At 58.8% G+C, this 18,620-nt stretch carries 12 protein-coding genes; 11 read left to right on the forward strand and 1 reads right to left on the reverse strand.

Annotation, left to right across the window (positions count from 1 at the left end; genetic code table 11):
* Nucleotides 1-109: 109 nt before the first annotated feature.
* From EI77_RS00095 to EI77_RS00135, 9 genes are all read left to right on the forward strand, one after another.
* Complete coding sequence (locus tag EI77_RS00095; protein WP_133792726.1) at nucleotides 110-2,215, forward strand: ATP-binding protein; 2,106 nt, start codon at nucleotides 110-112, stop codon at nucleotides 2,213-2,215.
* Nucleotides 2,199-2,834, forward strand: a complete 636-nt coding sequence (locus tag EI77_RS00100) for a response regulator (RefSeq protein WP_133792727.1) — start codon at nucleotides 2,199-2,201, stop codon at nucleotides 2,832-2,834. Before EI77_RS00095 ends, EI77_RS00100 begins: the two co-directional genes overlap by 17 nt.
* Before the next feature lie 193 nt (nucleotides 2,835-3,027).
* Nucleotides 3,028-7,971: a DUF1800 family protein gene (locus EI77_RS00105; protein ID WP_133792728.1), complete on the forward strand. Its 4,944-nt coding sequence runs from the start codon at nucleotides 3,028-3,030 to the stop codon at nucleotides 7,969-7,971.
* Nucleotides 7,972-8,006: 35 nt separating this feature from the next.
* On the forward strand, nucleotides 8,007-9,647 hold the full coding sequence (locus EI77_RS00110; protein ID WP_133792729.1) for a DUF1501 domain-containing protein: 1,641 nt from the start codon (nucleotides 8,007-8,009) through the stop codon (nucleotides 9,645-9,647).
* A gap of 176 nt (nucleotides 9,648-9,823) precedes the next feature.
* The gene (locus EI77_RS00115) at nucleotides 9,824-10,483 is read left to right on the forward strand and encodes a hypothetical protein (RefSeq protein WP_133792730.1); all 660 of its coding nucleotides are present in this window, start codon (nucleotides 9,824-9,826) and stop codon (nucleotides 10,481-10,483) included.
* Between the two features lie 711 nt (nucleotides 10,484-11,194).
* Complete coding sequence (locus EI77_RS00120) at nucleotides 11,195-12,652, forward strand: circularly permuted type 2 ATP-grasp protein (protein ID WP_133792731.1); 1,458 nt, start codon at nucleotides 11,195-11,197, stop codon at nucleotides 12,650-12,652.
* Nucleotides 12,653-12,718: 66 nt separating this feature from the next.
* Nucleotides 12,719-13,792 carry an alpha-E domain-containing protein gene (locus EI77_RS00125; protein ID WP_208300224.1) on the forward strand — a complete coding sequence of 358 codons (1,074 nt, stop codon included), beginning with the start codon at nucleotides 12,719-12,721 and terminating at the stop codon, nucleotides 13,790-13,792.
* 118 nt (nucleotides 13,793-13,910) lie between these two features.
* A complete protein-coding gene (locus EI77_RS00130) occupies nucleotides 13,911-14,795 on the forward strand; it encodes a transglutaminase family protein (protein ID WP_133792732.1) in 885 nt (294 codons plus the stop codon).
* Between the two features lie 133 nt (nucleotides 14,796-14,928).
* The gene (locus EI77_RS00135; RefSeq protein WP_133792733.1) at nucleotides 14,929-15,465 is read left to right on the forward strand and encodes a pyridoxamine 5'-phosphate oxidase family protein; all 537 of its coding nucleotides are present in this window, start codon (nucleotides 14,929-14,931) and stop codon (nucleotides 15,463-15,465) included.
* A 22-nt stretch (nucleotides 15,466-15,487) separates the two neighbouring features.
* On the opposite strand, the gene blaOXA is transcribed toward EI77_RS00135, so the two are convergent.
* Nucleotides 15,488-16,279, reverse strand: coding sequence for a class D beta-lactamase (gene blaOXA / locus EI77_RS00140; protein ID WP_133792734.1), 792 nt, complete (start codon nucleotides 16,277-16,279; stop codon nucleotides 15,488-15,490).
* A 130-nt stretch (nucleotides 16,280-16,409) separates the two neighbouring features.
* On the opposite strand from blaOXA, the gene EI77_RS00145 reads away from it, so the two are divergent.
* Entirely contained in the window at nucleotides 16,410-18,035 is a 1,626-nt protein-coding gene (locus EI77_RS00145) for a hypothetical protein (protein ID WP_133792735.1), read from the forward strand.
* Nucleotides 18,036-18,053: 18 nt separating this feature from the next.
* A complete protein-coding gene (locus EI77_RS00150) occupies nucleotides 18,054-18,566 on the forward strand; it encodes a hypothetical protein (RefSeq protein ID WP_133792736.1) in 513 nt (170 codons plus the stop codon).
* Nucleotides 18,567-18,620 lie beyond the last annotated feature (54 nt).

Consider the following 18,620-nt stretch of genomic DNA (forward strand, 5'->3'; position numbering starts at 1 on the left):
AAAGCAATGAAAGAGGGACGCCAAAGGCATATCTTAACCGACAAAGTTTTATTGCTAAAAAAGTCCCTTGCCTACAGGAGCCAAAATTTGGCAAACTTAGACAACTCAGATGACCAACCCATCTGCCAACGCCTACGGCTGGCTGCTCCTGGCCTGCCTTTTTCCACTTTCCGCCTTGCGGGGGGATGTCCCCGTCATGACTATTGCCGAAGCCAAAGCGCATCTGGCCCGGCGAGAATTTCAGGATCCAGTGCGGATCAGAGGAGTGATAACCTTTAGCAACCAGCGGCTGGGGCTGGCCTATGTCCAGGATGCCTCCGGGGGCATCGGATTTGACCCACGCACAAATGCATCTCCACTGCCCAAACCAGGGGACATGGTGGAGGTGGAAGGATACCTGAGCCGACACCAAGGCCTGACCATGCTTCTGCGCCATCGCACACGACTCGGCCCGCCGGAAGTGCAGCCTGTTTTCACCCCTGCCAAACAGTCACCCGCACCGCTCAGCTTCGATCTAGACGCGGCCGCTGAATTGCGCATCGACGGCTTGCTGACCACCGTTTCTGGCGTCGTGAGAAATGTCTCCGTGCCCGTGGAGGAGAGTGAACCGATGATTGTGGAAATCAGCTCCCCCAGCGGTCATGCCATTGCCCGGCTGCCATGGAGGGAGCCCCAAGCAGTGTTAGACAGTTGGTTAAACGCACCAGTGGATCTGAATGCGGTGCTCGTATCCAGGGCCGCGTCCCCGTTGCTGCCGGAAGATGCCGATGCACTGCTCCTGGTATCCTCCCGTGCCGACTGGAAATTGCAGCCGCAGGCTTTGGAGGAGGTTTTCCAACGAACGCCGGTCACAGCCGTCAAAGCCATTCAGGCCACACCCCGATCTGCCTTGAGAGAGAGAACCCATGTGGTGGGGACGGTGACTGCGGCTAAAGCTCGCTCCTGGGTCTGCCTGCGGATGGAAGACGGGAGCATCGAGGTCTCCACCCGGCAGATGCAGGACTTTAAACCAGGCCAGCGGCTGGCTGTGGCAAGCTGGCCCCAGAACAAAGAAGGACGCCTCATGCTCCAGGATGGCGTTTGCCGGGTGATGGGCGAAGGCACACCGCCCCTGCCGGTGAAGCTCAATAAAGGCATTTTTAATGTCAATCTGCACAGGGAGCTGATACAGGTGACCGGCATACTGAATACCCATTCCCTGCCCGGTGGCACTCCACGCTATACCCTGACCCTGCCCAGCGGTGTTCATTGCCGCTTGGCCTGGGAGCACTTCCTACTCCCTAACCAAATCCATGATCTGGAAAACGGCAGCCGTATTCGCCTCACTGGCATCTGTCACTTCACCCAGGACAGCAGCAGCATCCCGGAAAGCACCGGCCTGAGTATTCTCCCCCGCAGTCTGGAGGATATTGTCATCCTAGCAGGCCCCTCATGGTGGACCAAAGAGCGCCTGATGTTAACGGTCTGGTGGCTGCTGGGGCTTGTGGGTATCGCATTGCCGGGCGCTCTTGTTTTCCGCTGGCAGCTCTGGCGCCAGTCCCAAAGAATACGCGAGATCGAATGCGAGGCCGCGACCGAGGAAGAGAGGCTGCGCATCGCCCGTGAATTTCACGACTGCCTCCAGCAGCAGCTCTCCAGCGCGGCTTTGCATCTGGATACGCTCAAGGGGGCCCTGCATGCCGCCCCGGAAATGCTGCCTCGCCTTATCGATGACACCGCCGCCATGCTGCGCCATTGCCAAGTGGAGGCCCGGCACTGCATCTGGGATTTGCGCAGCGATGCCGCCGTCCGCAGCAGCCTCACTACGTCTCTCAACGACTGGTTAGGCAGCCGCATCCGGCCGGATATCAACACCCAGGTCCAGTTCGTGCATGAAGGCACGGAACCGCCCCTCCCTGAAGGCACCCCGTTTCAGCTCATGCGCATCGCCCAGGAGGCCATTGCCAACGCGCTCGCCCATTCTTCCGCACGTCATATTCAGGTCCGTCTCCGCTGCACGCGACAGCACGTGGAAATGATCATAGAGGATGATGGCCGTGGCTTTGAGCCAGGCCTCCTCACCCATCCACGCCCCGGCCACTTCGGCCTCAGCGGCCTCAAAGAGCGCGCTGCTAAAATCGGTGCCGACCTGGAGCTCACCACGCGGCCAGGCACGGGCACACGCATCGCCGTCCGGCTTTCCCTTTCCTCACTCCAGCATGAATCCAGTTTCTGAAAATACCATTCGTGTCATGATCGTGGACGATCACTTCTTCACCCGCCTCGGTGTCTCTGCCGCGCTGAATCTGGAGCCAGGCATCGGAGTCATTGCCGAGGCTTCCAGCGGCCAGGATGCCATTGACCTCTTCGCCCGACACCAGCCCGATATTGCCGTGCTCGACGGCCACCTTCCAGACATGCACGGCACCGATGTGGCCCGGGAAATCGTCAAGCGATTCGATACGGCTCGTCTGCTCATCTTTTCAGTCGAAGAAACGGAGGAGGACATTCATCGTGCCGTGGCGGCAGGGGTGCGGGGTTATCTGCCCAAATCAGCCTCCAGGCCGGACCTCATCGAGGCGGTGCGCACCGTGGCTTCAGGGAAGCGTTATTTCCCCCAGCCGCTTTTGGGCAAGCTCAATGACCGTCGCAGTCACATTTCCCTCTCAGCCCGTGAGCTCGAAGTTCTCAAAGCCATGGCCAAAGGCTGGCCTAACAAACTCATCGCCGCAGACATGTCCGTATCGACGGAGACGGTGAAGACTTTCGTTGCCCGCATCCTCAGTAAACTGGGGGCAGAAGACCGCATCCAGGCGGTTATGACGGCCCTCGACCGTGGTCTGCTCAAACGCTGACTCACCCAGGGGATTCTAAAGCCCACCGCGATGGCTAAGCTTCGCCAATTACATTGTCATACTTTTTGTTATTCGACCTGGCCAAACATGGAAAACATTTCATTCGCTTCTGGCCTTAGGAATGGTCGTCCCCCGAAATGGTGACATCACATCTCTTCCCATATTGAACGCGGATCGCTGAAATGCGTCCGTTATGGCCAACCAACCACCTCGATACCAGCCAGGGCTGCGCGTTTTTTGCACATGGGTGCGGAACGTCGCGCTAGCCGTCACCCTCGCCTCGGGAGCTGCCCACGCCGCCCCTGCCAATTTTGAATCCCGGGTCATCACCACCCCGGTGCAGAGTACGGGGGATCAATGGAACGCAGTCACCTTTACCCGCACCTTTGCCACTCCGCCGGTGGTCATCATGGGCCCGGCCACACAGACCAACAGTGAGCAGTGCTTGATGCGGGTGCGCAATGTCACCACCACCGGATTTGAGTATCAGATTGATGAGTGGGATTTTAAAAATGGCTATCATCCGGCTGAGACGGTGCACTTCTTCGCCCTGACGGAAGGCACGCATGTCTTCGGCACCCAGCGCTGGCAGGTTGGGCGCGCCAGCGCCGTCAATCGCACCCCCGTCTCCATCAGCCTCAGCGGTTTCACCGCGGCTCCAGTGGTGCTGGGCCAGGTGGAAACCACGGTTAATTCCGCCGGTGTCACGGGTAAAGGAACCAAGGCCCTGAAGACCCGCATCAGCAGCGTCACCACCTCCGGTTTCCAAGTGAAATTGGAAACACAGGAGCTGGATACTGCCGCCATTTCCAATGAAGGCATCAGCTACGTCGCCGTCTCCACAGGCACGGGTTACCTGGATGGAAAGATCCTCAGCGCAGTGCGCACCACGGGCGGCATCACCAGCACACTGGCCACGGTCACCTTCCCTGCTGCTCATACCGCTCCGGTGCTGATCGCCCAGACACAGTCCGCCACTGAAGCGGATGCAGGTGAAGTGAAGATGGCCTCCCTCAGCACTACCAGCGTGCAGCTTCGCATCCAGGAGGAGACTTCTCTGGATGCTGAGACCACGCACGTTGCGGAAGATCTCGGTTACATCGTCCTGGGAGACATGAACGGAGAACTGGCGGCCAAGGTGGAAGTGGGTGATGTCATCGTCACTCAGGCCAGCGCCACTACCTGGACCACGGTCACCCTGGCCAGCAGCTATACCAATCCCGTGGTCGTCATGGGGCCACTTTCATACCGCAGCAGCACCTCCATGACCGTGCGTGTGCGAGACGTCACCGCCACCAGTTTCCAGTTCCAGGTGGACCGCTGGGATCACCACAGCACGCAGTCACATAACACAGCTGAAAAACTCAGCTATGTCGTCATGGAATCCGGCAGTTATGCCATTGGCGGCACCCGCTGGGAGGCTGGGGTAAAAACCGGCGTCACCCAGGCAGGCACTACCCAGGCACTGGCCACAGGATTCCCAAATACACCCGCAGTTTTCTCCCAGGTCGCCACCACGGCGGACCCACAGGCCGTGCAGTCCCGCGTCAGCGGCATCAGCAGCACCGGCTTCACCGTGGAGCTGGACGAGTCCGAAATTGATGCCACTCCGCACGCGGCCGAGACGGTTCACTGGATCGCCATGACTCAAGGCACCAGCAATTTCTTCAGCACCCGCATGCGCTTCCAGGCAGGCCAGGGAACGAACATCGACAGCTCCTTCCGCACACGCACTTTTAGCCGTGTGCATGCAGACCCCTATCTCTTCGCCTCCATGCAGACAAAGGCGGATCAAGATCCTGCCACCCTCCGCTGGCGTTACTTGTTTGCGGATCGCGTGGACCTCGTGGCTCAGGAGGATGCCCATCCTGCCCAGTATGGTGAAGGCACCGTCAACAATACCCACACGGCAGAAACCGTGGCCTTCCTCGTCGTCCAGGGAGCTGAAGACCTGGATGAAGACGGTGCGCCGGATGCCTGGGAAAGCACCGTGGGCCTGAGCGCCACCAATGGTGCCGATGGTGGTCTTGACACTGACAGTGACCTCCTGACCAACCAGCAGGAATTTCATAATCGGCTGGATTTCGTCACCTCCAGCGACCCCTCAGGCTTCACGGGCGGCGTCATCACCGTCAGCACCGTGACCACCAGCGGTTATGAAGTGAATGACACCTCAGTCAGCCCCACAAGCCGGACCAATGCCCGGCTAAGGCTCAACCGAAACGGCGGCTTTGCACCGATGACGATCAATTTCACCCTCGCCGGCACCGCCACCACGGATACCACCCGCGCTCCAGCGAGCAGTGCTGACTATACCGCCTGGACCGGTGCCACCAGTGGCACGCAGGTGACCACCAGCATCCCCATTGCTGCGAATGCCCAAAGCGTGGACATCTATATCCGCCCGGTGGATGACGGCCTGAACGAATACCCAGAAGGCCTGCGCATGACCGCAGCGCTGAATGGCAGCCTCTACACCATCGGCTCCACCACCAATTCAGTCGTGATCATCAATGATTCGATGGACATCCCGGCTAACCAAAAGCTCTTCCTCGGCACCTTCCTGGCCCAGGGCAGCGCAGTGACCACCGCTTCTGGATTTGCCACTGTGATTTTGAACGGACCTAACAACAAGGCTAAAATCTCCACCGTCTTTAACGGCCTCACCACCCCGCAGGCGGACATTGACGGCAGCCATGTCCACTACAACGGCGGCACCATTGTTTATGGGGATCCGGACGGCCTGCCCAATGGCCCGCTCTCTGAGTATCCCTGGACCATCACGGATTCCGGTGGATACAAAGCCCAGAAGATCATTGATGCGCTGTTCCGCAAATCTGCTGGCGAACTCCTGTATGTGAACGTGCACACCACCCGCTACTCCAGTGGGGAAATCAAAGCTGAGCTTCAGCGCGTCGTCGGCACCGGTCCCTTCATTGAGCCTGCGGCACCCGGCACTTTGGAAAACTTCACCACGGATGAACAGGTACGCCGTGACTGCGCTCGCTTCCTCACCCAGGCCACCTTTGGTGCCAGCCAGGCGGATGTGGATGCCCTTTACACCAGCATCGGCGGGGACAAGAAACTCGCCACCAACCGCATCGCCGCTTATACGACGTGGATCACCAACCAGTGGGCGCTTCCACAGACCACCCTGTATGATTATCATCTCGCCGCCAATACGGAGGAATTTGCCCTGCGCGGACTCCAGGCCAATCTGCCCGCTGTCGTGGACAATCCGCTGACCACGGTGGACGAAACCTACCCAGCCGCGCCGCCTCCTGACAATGCACTGGACTGGACACGCTGGGGCTCCGTCCCACCTGCTGGCACACCGCCTGCCAACTGGACCTACCGCCCGATTCCTCCAGGCTTGAACAAGGAATCCTACGACCCGGACCAATTCAACCGTCGCCGTGCTTGGTGGACTGTTGTCAACCGCGCCCAGGACCAGCTCCGTCAGCGCACGGCCTTCGCCCTTGATCAAATCTACATCGTCTCAGACCGCCTCGGCACAGTGCAGACCCGCACCTATGGCCACAGCCGCTACTATGACATGCTGGCCGACTTTGCCGACAGTGTGCGCAACCAGCAGCCGCCGAATACCACCTACAGCACAGCGACTGGCGCGCCCATCACCATCCGCCACCTGCTGAAGGACGTGAGCAAGCACCCCATCATGGGCAAATACCTCAGCCATCTGAAAAACCAGAAGGCCACTTATGATGGCAGCGGCAATCAGATCCTCTCTCCGGATGAAAACTTCGCCCGTGAAATCATGCAGCTTTTCTCCATCGGCCTGCTTCAGCTTCATCCAGACGGCACCATCATGCTGGGTAGCAACGGCCAGCCCATCCCGACCTATGACAATGATGACATCAAGGATCTGTCCAAGATCTTTACGGGATGGAGCTTTGCCTACACCACCGGCAGCGCTGCCAACGGCTACCTCCCCACAGGCGCTCAGAATAACTTCCTCAGCGGCAGTGAAGGAGCCGAATACTTCCATCCCGGTTATGAGAACCCGATGAAGAACTTCCCTGCCTATCACGATGAAGGGGAGAAAGTCATCCTCGGCAGCACCCTTCCGGCTTATGGCGGAAGCTCCACCGACAACACTGCCCGCATGAATTATGCTGAGGCTGACCTGGATGCCGCCATCGGCCTTCTGTTTGACCATGACAACATCGCACCCTTCCTGAGCAAGCAGCTCATCCAGCGTCTGGTCACCAGCAACCCAAGCCGTGGTTATGTCTATCGCGTGGCTAACGTGTTTAAAAATAACGGCAGCGGTGTCCGTGGCAGTCTGAAGGATGTGATCCAGGCCATCCTGCTGGATTATGAAGCCCGCACCCTAACGAATGTGGATCCCCAGGTGGTCAATAGCACCACCTCGGTCAACGTTGGCTTTGGTAAGGTGAAGGAGCCGATCATCCGTTACATCCAGGTCCTGCGCGCCTTCAATTCCAGGTCGCAGATCAGCATGGCCGGGCTGAATACCAATTATGGTTATCCTTTGACCCAGCTCAACAGCCTGGGCAGCGGTGCCACCAGCTACCGCTACAGTGATACCAATGCAGACCTGGGCCAAACACCGAACAACATGCCCAGCGTCTTCAACTGGTATCTGCCGGACTATACCCCCGGTGGCCGTGTCGCAGCCGCAGGCCTTGTCGCCCCGGAACTGCAGATCATGACGGAAAACCTCGTCGTCCGCACGACGAACTACCACCGCACGATCGATTACAGTTCCATCGTCGATCCCACAGCAGCACTGCCCGCAGGCCAGTCCACCGGAACACTGCTGGGTGATACTGGTGCCCTGCTGGACAATGTCTTCATAGACCTCGGCCCCATCACGACTGCCTACCGCGCAGCCCGCGAAGCTGCCGGTGCCACGGATATCTCCGCGACCACCATCCTGGTGGACCAGTTGGATGCGCTCCTGTGTGCAGGCTCACTCAAGGCCAAGTATCCCTACGTGGCAGGCGGTAAAGATCCGCGCAGCATCATCATCGACCAGACAGCAGCCACCTTTGTGGACGCACCACCGGTCAGCCAGGGGAATGCAGGCAACCGCGTCCGCACGGCACTCTACCTGATCACCAACGCCCCTGAGTTCGTCGTCCAGAAATAATCCGCCACGATTCGAAACCACTTCACTTGAACTTTATGAAAAATCGCAAGCATCAAGACCACTTCGATACCCGGCGGAATTTCCTCTGCCGCTCCGCCTGCGCCGGCCTTGGCGTGACCTCCGTCGTCAATACTCTGGCGCATTTGCGCCTCGTCCAGAGCGCCATCGCCCAGAGTGCCCCCACGGATTATAAAGCCATCGTCTGCCTTTTCCTCAATGGCGGCAATGACTCCAACAACATGCTGGTGCCCCTGGATGGCGTCGCGCGAACCAATTATGATTCCGCACGTCCATCCACCCACCCCATTCACATCAGCCCTACGGCGGCGCTGCCCCTCACGGCCCCGGCGGGCGGTTTTGGCCAGTCCAATGCCACCGGCTTTGGTGTGCATCCCAGCATGACCAATACCCAGAGCCTGTTTAACAGCGGGGATCTGGCATTCGTTGCCAACATCGGCACCCTGGTGGAGCCTATCACCCGGGCCGAATATGTGGCCTCACCCCGTGTCATCCCGGTTCCTCCGCAGCTCTTTTCGCATAGCGACCAGCAGCTTCAATGGCAGAGCAGTCTGCCGGACAAGCCCTTCCAAAACGGCTGGGGTGGACGGGCAGCCGAGCTGCTCAACAACGTCGCCAATCCGGACAGCAAGGTCTCGATGAATATCTCCATCGCAGGTCAAAATTCCTTCCAGGTAGGCAGTTCAGTCGTCCAGTATGCGGTCGGCACAAGCGGTGTCGTCGGCCTCTCAGGTTACAATAAAAGCTCAGGTGCCTACTTTGGTACGGGGACTTACGGACATGCGGCCAACTATTCCGTCAACCCTGTCGCCTATGCGCCCAACGATCCGGGCCGCACCCTGCAGGCGCTCGATACCATCACCAAACTGACACGCATGCAGTTAGGCGAAACCGAGAGCCACTACCAGCATCATCTGGAGGAGGGGTACAATGATGTGATGAAGCGGGCACGGGACAATGAGGCGCTCGTCGGCTCCTCCCTCAGTGCCGCCACCACTGCCATTGACAACGCCTTTGCCGCCGCTTTTCCCGGAGTCACCACGCTGCCGGACATCGCCAACCAGATGAAGATGGTGGCCCGCCTCATCCAGGGCCGATCCTCCCTGGAAAACAACCGCCAGATCTTCTTCGTCAGCATGGGCGGTTATGACACCCATCAAAACCAGGAGGCTGACCATGCCACCCTCATGGGCAATTTGGACAAGGCACTCAAAGGTTTCAAAAGCGCCGTGGATGCCATCACGACCGCTGAAGGAACCGGAAACCTGTGGAACGATACCATGGTCTTCACCCAGTCCGACTTCACCCGCACCCTGCAACCCAACGGTGGCGTCGCAGCTTCCGGCACAGACCATGGCTGGGGCGGTCACCACATCGTCATGGGCGGCTCCATCATCGGCAAGAAAATCTATGGCAGCTTCCCCGACCTCGCCCGTGCTACCGGCCAGGATGTGGATAGCAACCGTGGACGCTGGATTCCCGGCCATTCGGTGGACCAATACTCCTCCGTCATCGCCAAATGGTTCATGAGCCAGGGCACCAGCTACATCCCCGGCATCACTGGAGCGAACATCAACGACATCTTCCCCAACCTCGGAAGGTTCCAGAACTCACTCACCATCCCGAGCGAGCTCGGTTTCGTTGACTTCACTGTGTAAAACAGCCCGTCCGTTTTGCGCCCGCGCTTTTAAACAAAGCGCGGGCGCTTTTCCCTTGATCCTCCATTCCACTCATCCAACAGCCCGCCAAAAACTGAGCACTGAGCACTGAGCACTGAGCACACGCCCCCTGTCCCGCGCGACTTCGGGATGAGCCCTGATATCCCCCTCCTCCCATGAAACCCCTCCGCCATTTCGGTTTCGCTTTTCTTCTGGTGTCCATTCTCGCCATCGCCTGGTGGCTGGCAGGCCAGCCTCAAGCCACCCCTTCCCCCGACCGTCTCACGGACCGCGCCAGCACCGAAGGCCCCATCGAACCCGCCTTCTGCGGCCCACTCCGCCCGCCGATGCCGCCACCTCCCATGGACAGCCCCTTCGGCATCCATCTCTATGCCACCACAGCCAAAGGCATCATTCATCCGCTGCCGGTCATGGAGATCGTGGACGCCCTGCCTGCTCCTGAAGGCACCCCCAGCCCCAAGATCACCCACAATTCCGCCATCCCCAAAAACGAAACCCTCTATGATGACGTCCAGACCGTCACCATCCTGCTGGAAGAATTCCGCCGCGCCTTCGGGGCCATGCCCACCGGGGAGCTTAACGATGAAATCGTCCGCCGCCTCCAGGGAGAAAACCCCAAAGGCATCGCCGTGCTGCCCAAGACCCACCCCTCCATCAGCCCTGAGGGTGAGCTCCTGGACCGCTACGGCACGCCTTACCGCTTCCACCCCGAAAGCGCCTGGCAAACGACCATCCGCTCCGCAGGCCCCGACAAAGAGATGTGGACCTCAGACGACCAGCTCAGTGAAGGCGAATCCGGTGTCTTGCAGCTTTGAAAACATCAGGATAAATCATGTGTTTTCTGGAAGCCTTTTCCCATAACTCACCAACTATCCGTATCCCTGACACTGACCCAAATTAGCCGCACCCACAAAGCCAGGAGTACCAGTCCCGGACCCGCCAGCATCCATCCTCCATGATTCCAACTCTTGAGTGCCGGCCACCAGAAATACCCGCCCATGACATTCAGTAGCGCTCCGCAAATGAGGAGCGATACAGGCTCCTGCAGCCGCCTAAAGCAGTAGATAGATCCCAGGAAGAATCCGTTGCCAGCGAGGATAAATTTCAAAAAATCGGCTTTTTTTCCCGCTTCCCACCCCAAACCCCACATGAGGGCAATCGCACTGAGCCATAAGAAAGGCATCCATGCGACCACAAAGGCAAAGCAGCCGACCGACCGAAGAGAGGAATGAGGAAGATCCGAAGACATAACACTCGATCATGCGCATTCTTTCCCGTCAAAGGATCACTCATCTCTAGACACGCCTGATCAGGGAAAATTAGGGCGGCCTGGGCAATGCTGTCCGCCTCTGTATCCTGTTTGGCTTAGATTTACGGCTTCCCTCCTTCCCTTTCTTGTGATTGCCTGAGCCATGCTACGAATATTGGCTTTCTTTAAACTCGAGCGAGTTCACGGATGACCAGTCAAACTTGGCCCCACTCTTGCTAATTTATTTTTCAGCCAACCAAATCAGGCTACAACCACCATGCTTTTCGACAACTACCAGCCGGAGAACTTCTTCGATGAGATGTTCACTGCCGACGGCACCACCCGTCCGCACTACCGCAGCGTCGCCGCCGCGCTCAACGATGTGGATCCCATCGAATTCCGCAACAAGCAGACGGCTGTCGAAGCCTCCTTCATGCGCGGCGGTGTGACCTTCACGGTGTATAGCGACTCCCAGGGTACGGAACGCATCTTCCCCTTCGACTGCGTGCCGCGCGTCATTTCGGCCGAGGAATGGGAAGTGGTCGAAAAAGGCCTCATCCAGCGGCTGACGGCGCTGAATCTCTTCCTGCATGACATCTACCATGATCAAAAGATCATCAAAGACCGCGTCATCCCGCCGCAATATGTGCTCAGCGCCAAGCATTTCCGCCGCGAGTTCATGCACTTCGAAGTGCCAAAGGACATCTATGTCCATATCTGCGGCTCGGACCTCATTCGCGACAAAAACGGCCAGTACCTCGTCCTGGAGGACAACCTGCGATGCCCATCAGGTGCCAGTTACATGCTGGAAAACCGCGCCGCACTGAAGCGCACTTTCCCGGAGCTTTTCAAAGCCAGCGGCGTCCATTCCGTCTCCAATTACCCCGCTGAACTGCTGAAAGTGATGCAGTATTGCGCCCCGGCGAATTTCCGGGCCAATGATGCGCCCAACTGCGTCCTCCTCACCCCCGGTGTCTTCAACAGCGCCTACTTTGAGCACGCTTTCCTGGCCCGTCAGATGGGCATCCCCATCGTCGAGGGCCGAGATCTCGTCGTCCGCGATTTCAAAGTTTACATGCGCACCACCGCAGGGTTGGTGAAGGTGGACGTCATCTACCGTCGCATTGACGATGATTTCCTGGACCCTTCCGTCTTCCGGGCAGATTCCCTTCTCGGCGTCCCTGGTCTCGTCAATGCCTACCGTGCAGGCAATGTCAGCTTGGCCAACAGCATCGGCACCGGCGTGGCAGATGACAAGGTCGTTTACTACTTCGTCCCTCACATGATCAAGTACTACCTGGGAGAGGACCCGATCCTTCCGAACGTGGATACTTACCTCGCCTCCGAGCCGGCCGATTGCTCCCACATCCTGGCCAACCTGGACAAACTCGTCGTCAAGTCTGCCAACGAAGCTGGCGGATACGGCATGCTCATGGGACCCTGGGCCTCCAAGGCCGAGATCGAAGAATTCCGCAAGATGATTGAGGACAATCCGAGAAACTTCATCGCCCAGGATCCGATCTCTCTCAGCCGTCACCCCACCTGGACGGAAGAAAGCGGCTTCGAAGGCCGCCACATTGACCTGCGCCCCTACATTCTTTACGGGGAAAAAATCGTCGTCACGCCTGGCGGACTTACCCGCGTGGCCTTGAAAAAAGGCTCCCTCGTCGTCAACAGCTCCCAGGGCGGTGGCTCCAAGGATACTTGGGTATTGCGGAATTCGGTTCCAGAATGAGACATGAAATTGGATTAACAAAATCTCAGTTCTCAAATTTCTAATCTCAAACTTTCCCCCTTCCTCATGTCCAAGTCTCCCCCGACCCAAGAAGAAGTCGCCCGCCACAAGCAGACCAACGTCATGCTCTCCCGCGTGGCCGGCAGTCTTTACTGGATGAGCCGCTATCTTGAACGTGCCGAAAATTTGGCCCGTCTCATGGATGTCAACTTGCAGATCCTGCTCGATTTCGGCCAGGTATCCGATGACACCCTCAAAGAGCATTGGCTCCCCATCCTCCGCTCCACCGGTGATGAAGACCTCTTCTTCGAGCTATACGAAGTCGCGGATAGCGAAAGCGTCATGGAGTTCCTCACCTTCCGTCTGGAAAATCCGAACTCACTCCTCACCTGCATTTCCAATGCCCGTGAAAACGGCCGTCAGGTGCGTGACCAGATCTCCAGTGAGATGTGGGAGGTGCTCAACGACGCCTATCACTACCTCAAGGCTGCTGATGCAGCGAAACTATGGGATGGCGGAGCCAGTGCCTTCTTCGACCAGATCAAGTGCTATTCCCACCTCTTCCAGGGCATCACCGTTTCCACCTTCTCTCGCAACGAAGGATTCGAATTCATCCAGTTCGGCAAATACCTGGAACGGGCGGATAAAATGACCCGCCTGCTGGACATGAAGTATCATATTCTTCTGCCCAAAGTTACCGATGTGGGCGGTGCCGTGGATGCCGCCCAATGGCAGGCCGTCCTCCGCTCCGCCAGCGCGGTGGAGCCCTACCGCCGGTTCTACGTCGCGGACATCCTCTTCTCCAAGGTCATTGAGTTCCTCATCTTCGAGGATACCTTCCCACGCTCCCTCATGTTCTGCCTGGAGCAGATGGATGATTTTGCCCACCTCATCGCAGGCACCCCCGCTGGCGAGTACCGCAGTGATGGAGAGCGCCGTTTCGGCAAATTCCTCAACAACCTTCACTTTACCACGGCCAAGGACATCATCGGCCGCGGTCTGCATGAATTCTTATTCGAAGTGCAGACGGAGATCAGTGCCTTTGGCGGCCACCTTTACGATACCTTCATGTACCATCCGCCCGTGGACATGCAGGCAGAAATCCGCTTTCACCAGCAGCAGGAGCAGCAACAGCAGTAACGGCAATCTCAGTGAGGCTCCCCTCGTGCCACTGGGCAAATGCATACGTGGACTTGACCTTTCCACGCATCTGCCTACCCAGCCTACCGCCCACTGACGAAACCGACCCTTCCGCCTGATGGATTTTCCCCCGCCCTCCGCCGCCGCTCCCGTGCCAGGCATGCGCCTCCGCGTGCGCCACCTCACGCGTTTTCACTACGATGGACCGGTGCTGGACAGCTTTAACGATGCCCGTCTTTGCCCCGTCTCGGATCCCCTTCAGCGTTGTTCCACCTTTGACCTGAGGCTGGATCCCCAAGTCCCCGTCCATACCCATCACGATTTTTATCTGAACCGTGTGGACCACTTCGAGCTCCATCAGCCGCATGAGACCCTGGAGATCGAATCCAACTCCATCGTCGAAACCCGGCCTGATACTCGCGGGCTTCCCCCCTCCGGTCTCACTCTGGATTCCCTCCATGGTCCTGGAGTGAATGAGAATTATTTCGACTTCCTCGCCGAATCCAAGTTCATCTCCCAAAACGTCACCATCTGGCGGGAAGCCGTGGACGTCATCGGCCAGAGCGTCAGCGACCTCTGGGCGGATTCCCTCCGCCTGGGCCAGCATGTGCATTCCATGTTCGCCTATGACCCGGACTGGACTCATGTGCATACCAATGCGGCGGAGGCAATCAAAGACCGACGGGGCGTGTGCCAGGATTATGCCCATGTCATGATCGCCCTCTGCCGCAGCCAGGGCATCCCCGCCCGCTACGTCAGCGGCTATTTTTACAACGGTAAAACCGGCACGGAAAACGAGGCCTCCCATGCCTGGATGGAGGTCTTCCTTCCCGGTTACGGCTGGAAAGCCTGGGACCCCACCCATGGTCGCGAAGCCGATGCCCGCTACATCAAGCTGGCCATCGGCCGGGATTACGACGATGCCAAACCCGTCTCCGGCCGCTTCCGTGGCAAGGGCAAGCAGCACATGGATGTCCACGTGCAGATCCGTCTTGCCGACTGACCGGCTGCGCGGGTATCTCGTTTATAATCCGGCGCGATCTCCCCTAGAGACGCCCTCGTATCTTTGCGCCCTCATCGGAATTCAAAGTCCGCCAGCCCGCTGCCACGCGAATTAGGTGCACCCCTATTCGCGCATGAACTCCATCAACAATCAGCAGCAGGAAACCAATCACGAAGACCTCATCGCCCAGGATGCAGTCGAAAAAATCAAAGAAATGGTCGCCCGGGCGCAGACCTGTTTTTTCTGCACCTGCGTCACCACCCAGGGCTCCACCCAGGCCCGCCCCATGGCCGTCCAGGAAGTGGATGATGAAGGGAACCTGTGGTTCCTCAGCGCGGATGATAGCCATAAAAACGAGCAGCTCGCCCATGACCCTGCCGTCACCCTGTTTTTCCAGGGTTCCAAGCATTCGGATTTCCTCCAGCTCAATGGTCACGCCACCGTCTTTCGCGACAACGCCAAGATCAAAGAACTTTGGGAACCCGTCATCCGTACCTGGTTCACCGGCGGTGTCGATGACCCCCGCATCACCATCATCAAAGTGACCCCTTCAGATGGTTATTATTGGGATACCAAACACGGCAATGCCGTCGCCGGTCTCAAAATCCTGATCGGTTCACTGCTCGGCAAAACCATGGACGATTCCATCGAAGGCCGCCTCTCCGTGTGATCAGCGGACGTATCCGCTACCCCTACCAGATCCCCAATACCTCCAGGCATTCCAACGCGGTCGGAATACGTTTCTTCGCGTCCTCCATCGACGGTATTCTCGCATTCAGGGCAAAGGGGTAGCTTCGTCCGCCTTTATCCACCCAGCCGACCCACCAACCAATCTGGTCCCCCTTCGTCCCGGACCAGCCCGTCTTTCCATAGATCACCGCGTCAGCCTTTGTTTCATAAAAGGTCAGCACTTTTACTGCTTCCAGCGTTTCTTTTTTCAGGGGCAGTTCACCCGCCGTCAGCCGCCGCAGAAAGTCCACCTGCCCCAGGGCAGAGATCTCCATCGGCCCCTCTAGCCAAAATCTCCGCCCGATGTCCTCCCCGGTCTGCTCATTCCCATACTTAAAGGCGGTCAAATGCGTCTTCAATCTCTCCAGGCCGATCCGTTTCGCCACTTGGTGGAAAATGGCCACGTTGGAAAGCTTCATCGCTTCCTTCAGGTTCATGTCCCGTTCCCACTCCTTCATCCATTCCTTCGTTCCGCCATAGGGGATCACTTCGTCCACATCCCGCACCGCCCCCGTATCCAGACCGATGAGCGCCATCGGGATCTTAAATGTGGAAGCAGGAAGAAACCTCTCCTCCGCCCGCTTCGGATTATAAACGTGCAATGTCTCCGTTCGCGGATCCAAAACCACAAAACACCCCTCCAGCCCCCGCTTCTTAAAACACACTTCCAGTCCAGGCTCCTCCACCTGCTTTTGAGCCAAAAGCTGAGCCACCAGCCCAAAGAGGGAAACCGCCAATAAAAGGGATCGCATCATTCACCCTTCATAGCTCAATCCACAGGCGAAAAAAAGTTTCCTCACAAGTATAAATCCCTCACTCCTCCTCCCTGCTCCACCCCTCATCACCCTTGCCTCCCTGCTCTCCCCTTGCTACCAATGCATCCGCATGACACGTGCCCGTTGGATCATCGCCAGTTCCTGGCTCCTGCTGTTCTGGCTCATCGCCGGCGCAGTCTGGGCACCTGCGCTCCAGCGGCAGCTTGAAGCCAGCGCCACCACCTCGCTGCGCGGACTGGAGACTGGCTATCCCGCTGTCACCGTGACCTTCAGCGGACAGCACGCCCACCTCAGCGGCAAAGTACGTCATCCCAGCGAGCGCCAGGAAATCGAATCGCGCATCGCCGAAAAACTGAAAGCTCCGGGGCTATTCAAATCCGCTTGGAATCCCGTCGCGCGTGTGCGCAATGACATCGCTGTTTTCCCCTACCCTCCCGGCTGGCTGCTTCTCGCGGCCCAGGGTCCCCGCGCCATCGTTCACGGCACCCTGGCCAGTGATTATGAAGCCCGGGATATCAGCCAGCAAATCCAGGATCGCTGGGCCAAACTGGGCGGCCGCATCACCAGCCAGTTCAAGACGGACTTCTCACGCTTTGATGAAGCCCCCGGCATCCAGCCCACACTGGATCAGCTCCCACCTCCCCGCCACGAAGGCGGTGGCGATACCGCTCAGGTCCACCTCGCACGCCCCGGCACCCTTTGGGAAAGGCTCACCCTAGATGCTCCCGATGACCTTTTACGCCAGCAGTTCGCCTCATATCCCATCAGCGATGCCGAGTGGGAAAAGTACATCCAGCCCGCCCTGGCGCAGACCCGCCGTTATCAGCAGAATGAGCGCGCCCGCATCGCCGAAGCCGCGCATCAGGCCAGCCTGCCTCCCCCACACGTCTTCTTCGCCGCACGGGATAAGCGCCTGCTCATTCGGGGTGAGCTGGCCAGCCTCAAGATCAAGCGCGAGCTGCTGAACCTCATCATCGGCACCTTCCCGGAATGGCGCGTGCTGGATGACCTCCGCGTCAATGACCAGCGCCGCGCCGTCGCTGAATTCGGCCCCATCACCACCGCCCTCTTGCCTTTGCAAATCGAGCCCACGCCAGGCAAATCCCTCGCCCTCGGCCTCTCCGGCAGTGCCTGGCAATTTGTGGACTGGCAGGTCGGCGCAGATGGCCAGCCCTGGAAGGCCCTGCTACCTCCGGACCTACCACCCGCCTTGCTTCAGGAGGATAGCCGCATGGTCACCCAGTGGCTGCAAGGCAATGCCCAGGGCATCCCCACCCTGCCCATCCCCGCGCAGCCCAGCTTCCTCACCCTCACCCTCCTTCCGGACAAAGTCATCCTGGCCGGCCAACTGGCTGAAGAAGGATTGCGCACCCAGTTGATCGAAGCCGCCCGCCGCGCTTATGCGGGCCAGGCGGTCATTTTTTCGGAGGCCCTCCTCGCCCGTGGCACCTGCCAGCCCACAACAGATGTGGAGCAGACCATCCGCAGCTTCCCCCATCTGCCCCAGGAAAATGACGCCCCCGTCGTCGCCTTTGCCCAGCCCGGTCAGGTGTGGAAAAGCCTGCCCGCCACAGAGGCACTGCTGGCTCCAGGTGCTCTCAGCAAAAGCGGCCTTACCCCCCTCGGCTTCCCCGCGGCCATGGCGGAGGATACCTTCGCCGCAGAGGCCTACGATCACATCCGCCATCACCTGCGCCAGCCGCCCACCCCTGTTCAGGAAAACCCCGCACGCTGATTTCCCCCCACCCTCATCATGGAAGGCTACCTCTGGCTCCTGCTCCAAACTCTGCCGCTGCTCACCGCCGCTGCAGCCGTCTTTTTCATCCTCGGCTGGCGCTGGCGTGGCCAGGACAGCCGCCGCGACGAACAGACGCAGAGCCATCAGATAGATGCCGAAAACATTGAGGCCAACGCCGCCCGCCAGGAACGTGACGAAGCACGGGCTCTGGAAGAAAAGCTCCGCCAAAAACTCGCCGAAACCCAGGCTGAGCTGAAGGAATCCACCGACCGCCAGACCCAGTTCCAAAAAGAAATTCTGCGTCTTTCGGACGAACTGAAAGCCGCCCAGCAGGCTCTCGCGGAGAAACCCTCGCACGAGCCAGCCCCACCCGCAGTACCAGATCCAGAGCCTGTCTCCAAGCCCGCCGCCCCCGCCGCAAAGAAGCCGCGCACCAAATCACCCAAGGAGCCAAGATCACCCAAATCCTCCTCCGACCCCAAGCCCAAAAAGCCCCGCTCTCCCAAACCTTCCAGTCCGGCCGAGTGAGCACCATTTGAAAGAACTAGGTTCCATGTGATCTCCCCACCTCGGCTCCCGGAG

This window comes from Prosthecobacter fusiformis (genome assembly GCF_004364345.1).
GTDB lineage: Bacteria > Verrucomicrobiota > Verrucomicrobiia > Verrucomicrobiales > Verrucomicrobiaceae > Prosthecobacter > Prosthecobacter fusiformis.

What these genes read in the sequence shown, in the direction of transcription:
- EI77_RS00095 (WP_133792726.1), top strand. Translation starts at nt 110, where the DNA reads ATGACCAACCCATCTGCCAACGCCTACGGCTGGCTGCTCCTGGCCTGC.
- EI77_RS00100 (WP_133792727.1), top strand. Translation starts at nt 2,199, where the DNA reads ATGAATCCAGTTTCTGAAAATACCATTCGTGTCATGATCGTGGACGAT.
- EI77_RS00105 (WP_133792728.1), top strand. Translation starts at nt 3,028, where the DNA reads ATGGCCAACCAACCACCTCGATACCAGCCAGGGCTGCGCGTTTTTTGC.
- EI77_RS00110 (WP_133792729.1), top strand. Translation starts at nt 8,007, where the DNA reads ATGAAAAATCGCAAGCATCAAGACCACTTCGATACCCGGCGGAATTTC.
- EI77_RS00115 (WP_133792730.1), top strand. Translation starts at nt 9,824, where the DNA reads ATGAAACCCCTCCGCCATTTCGGTTTCGCTTTTCTTCTGGTGTCCATT.
- EI77_RS00120 (WP_133792731.1), top strand. Translation starts at nt 11,195, where the DNA reads ATGCTTTTCGACAACTACCAGCCGGAGAACTTCTTCGATGAGATGTTC.
- EI77_RS00125 (WP_208300224.1), top strand. Translation starts at nt 12,719, where the DNA reads ATGTCCAAGTCTCCCCCGACCCAAGAAGAAGTCGCCCGCCACAAGCAG.
- EI77_RS00130 (WP_133792732.1), top strand. Translation starts at nt 13,911, where the DNA reads ATGGATTTTCCCCCGCCCTCCGCCGCCGCTCCCGTGCCAGGCATGCGC.
- EI77_RS00135 (WP_133792733.1), top strand. Translation starts at nt 14,929, where the DNA reads ATGAACTCCATCAACAATCAGCAGCAGGAAACCAATCACGAAGACCTC.
- blaOXA (WP_133792734.1), bottom strand. Translation starts at nt 16,279, where the DNA reads ATGATGCGATCCCTTTTATTGGCGGTTTCCCTCTTTGGGCTGGTGGCT.
- EI77_RS00145 (WP_133792735.1), top strand. Translation starts at nt 16,410, where the DNA reads ATGACACGTGCCCGTTGGATCATCGCCAGTTCCTGGCTCCTGCTGTTC.
- EI77_RS00150 (WP_133792736.1), top strand. Translation starts at nt 18,054, where the DNA reads ATGGAAGGCTACCTCTGGCTCCTGCTCCAAACTCTGCCGCTGCTCACC.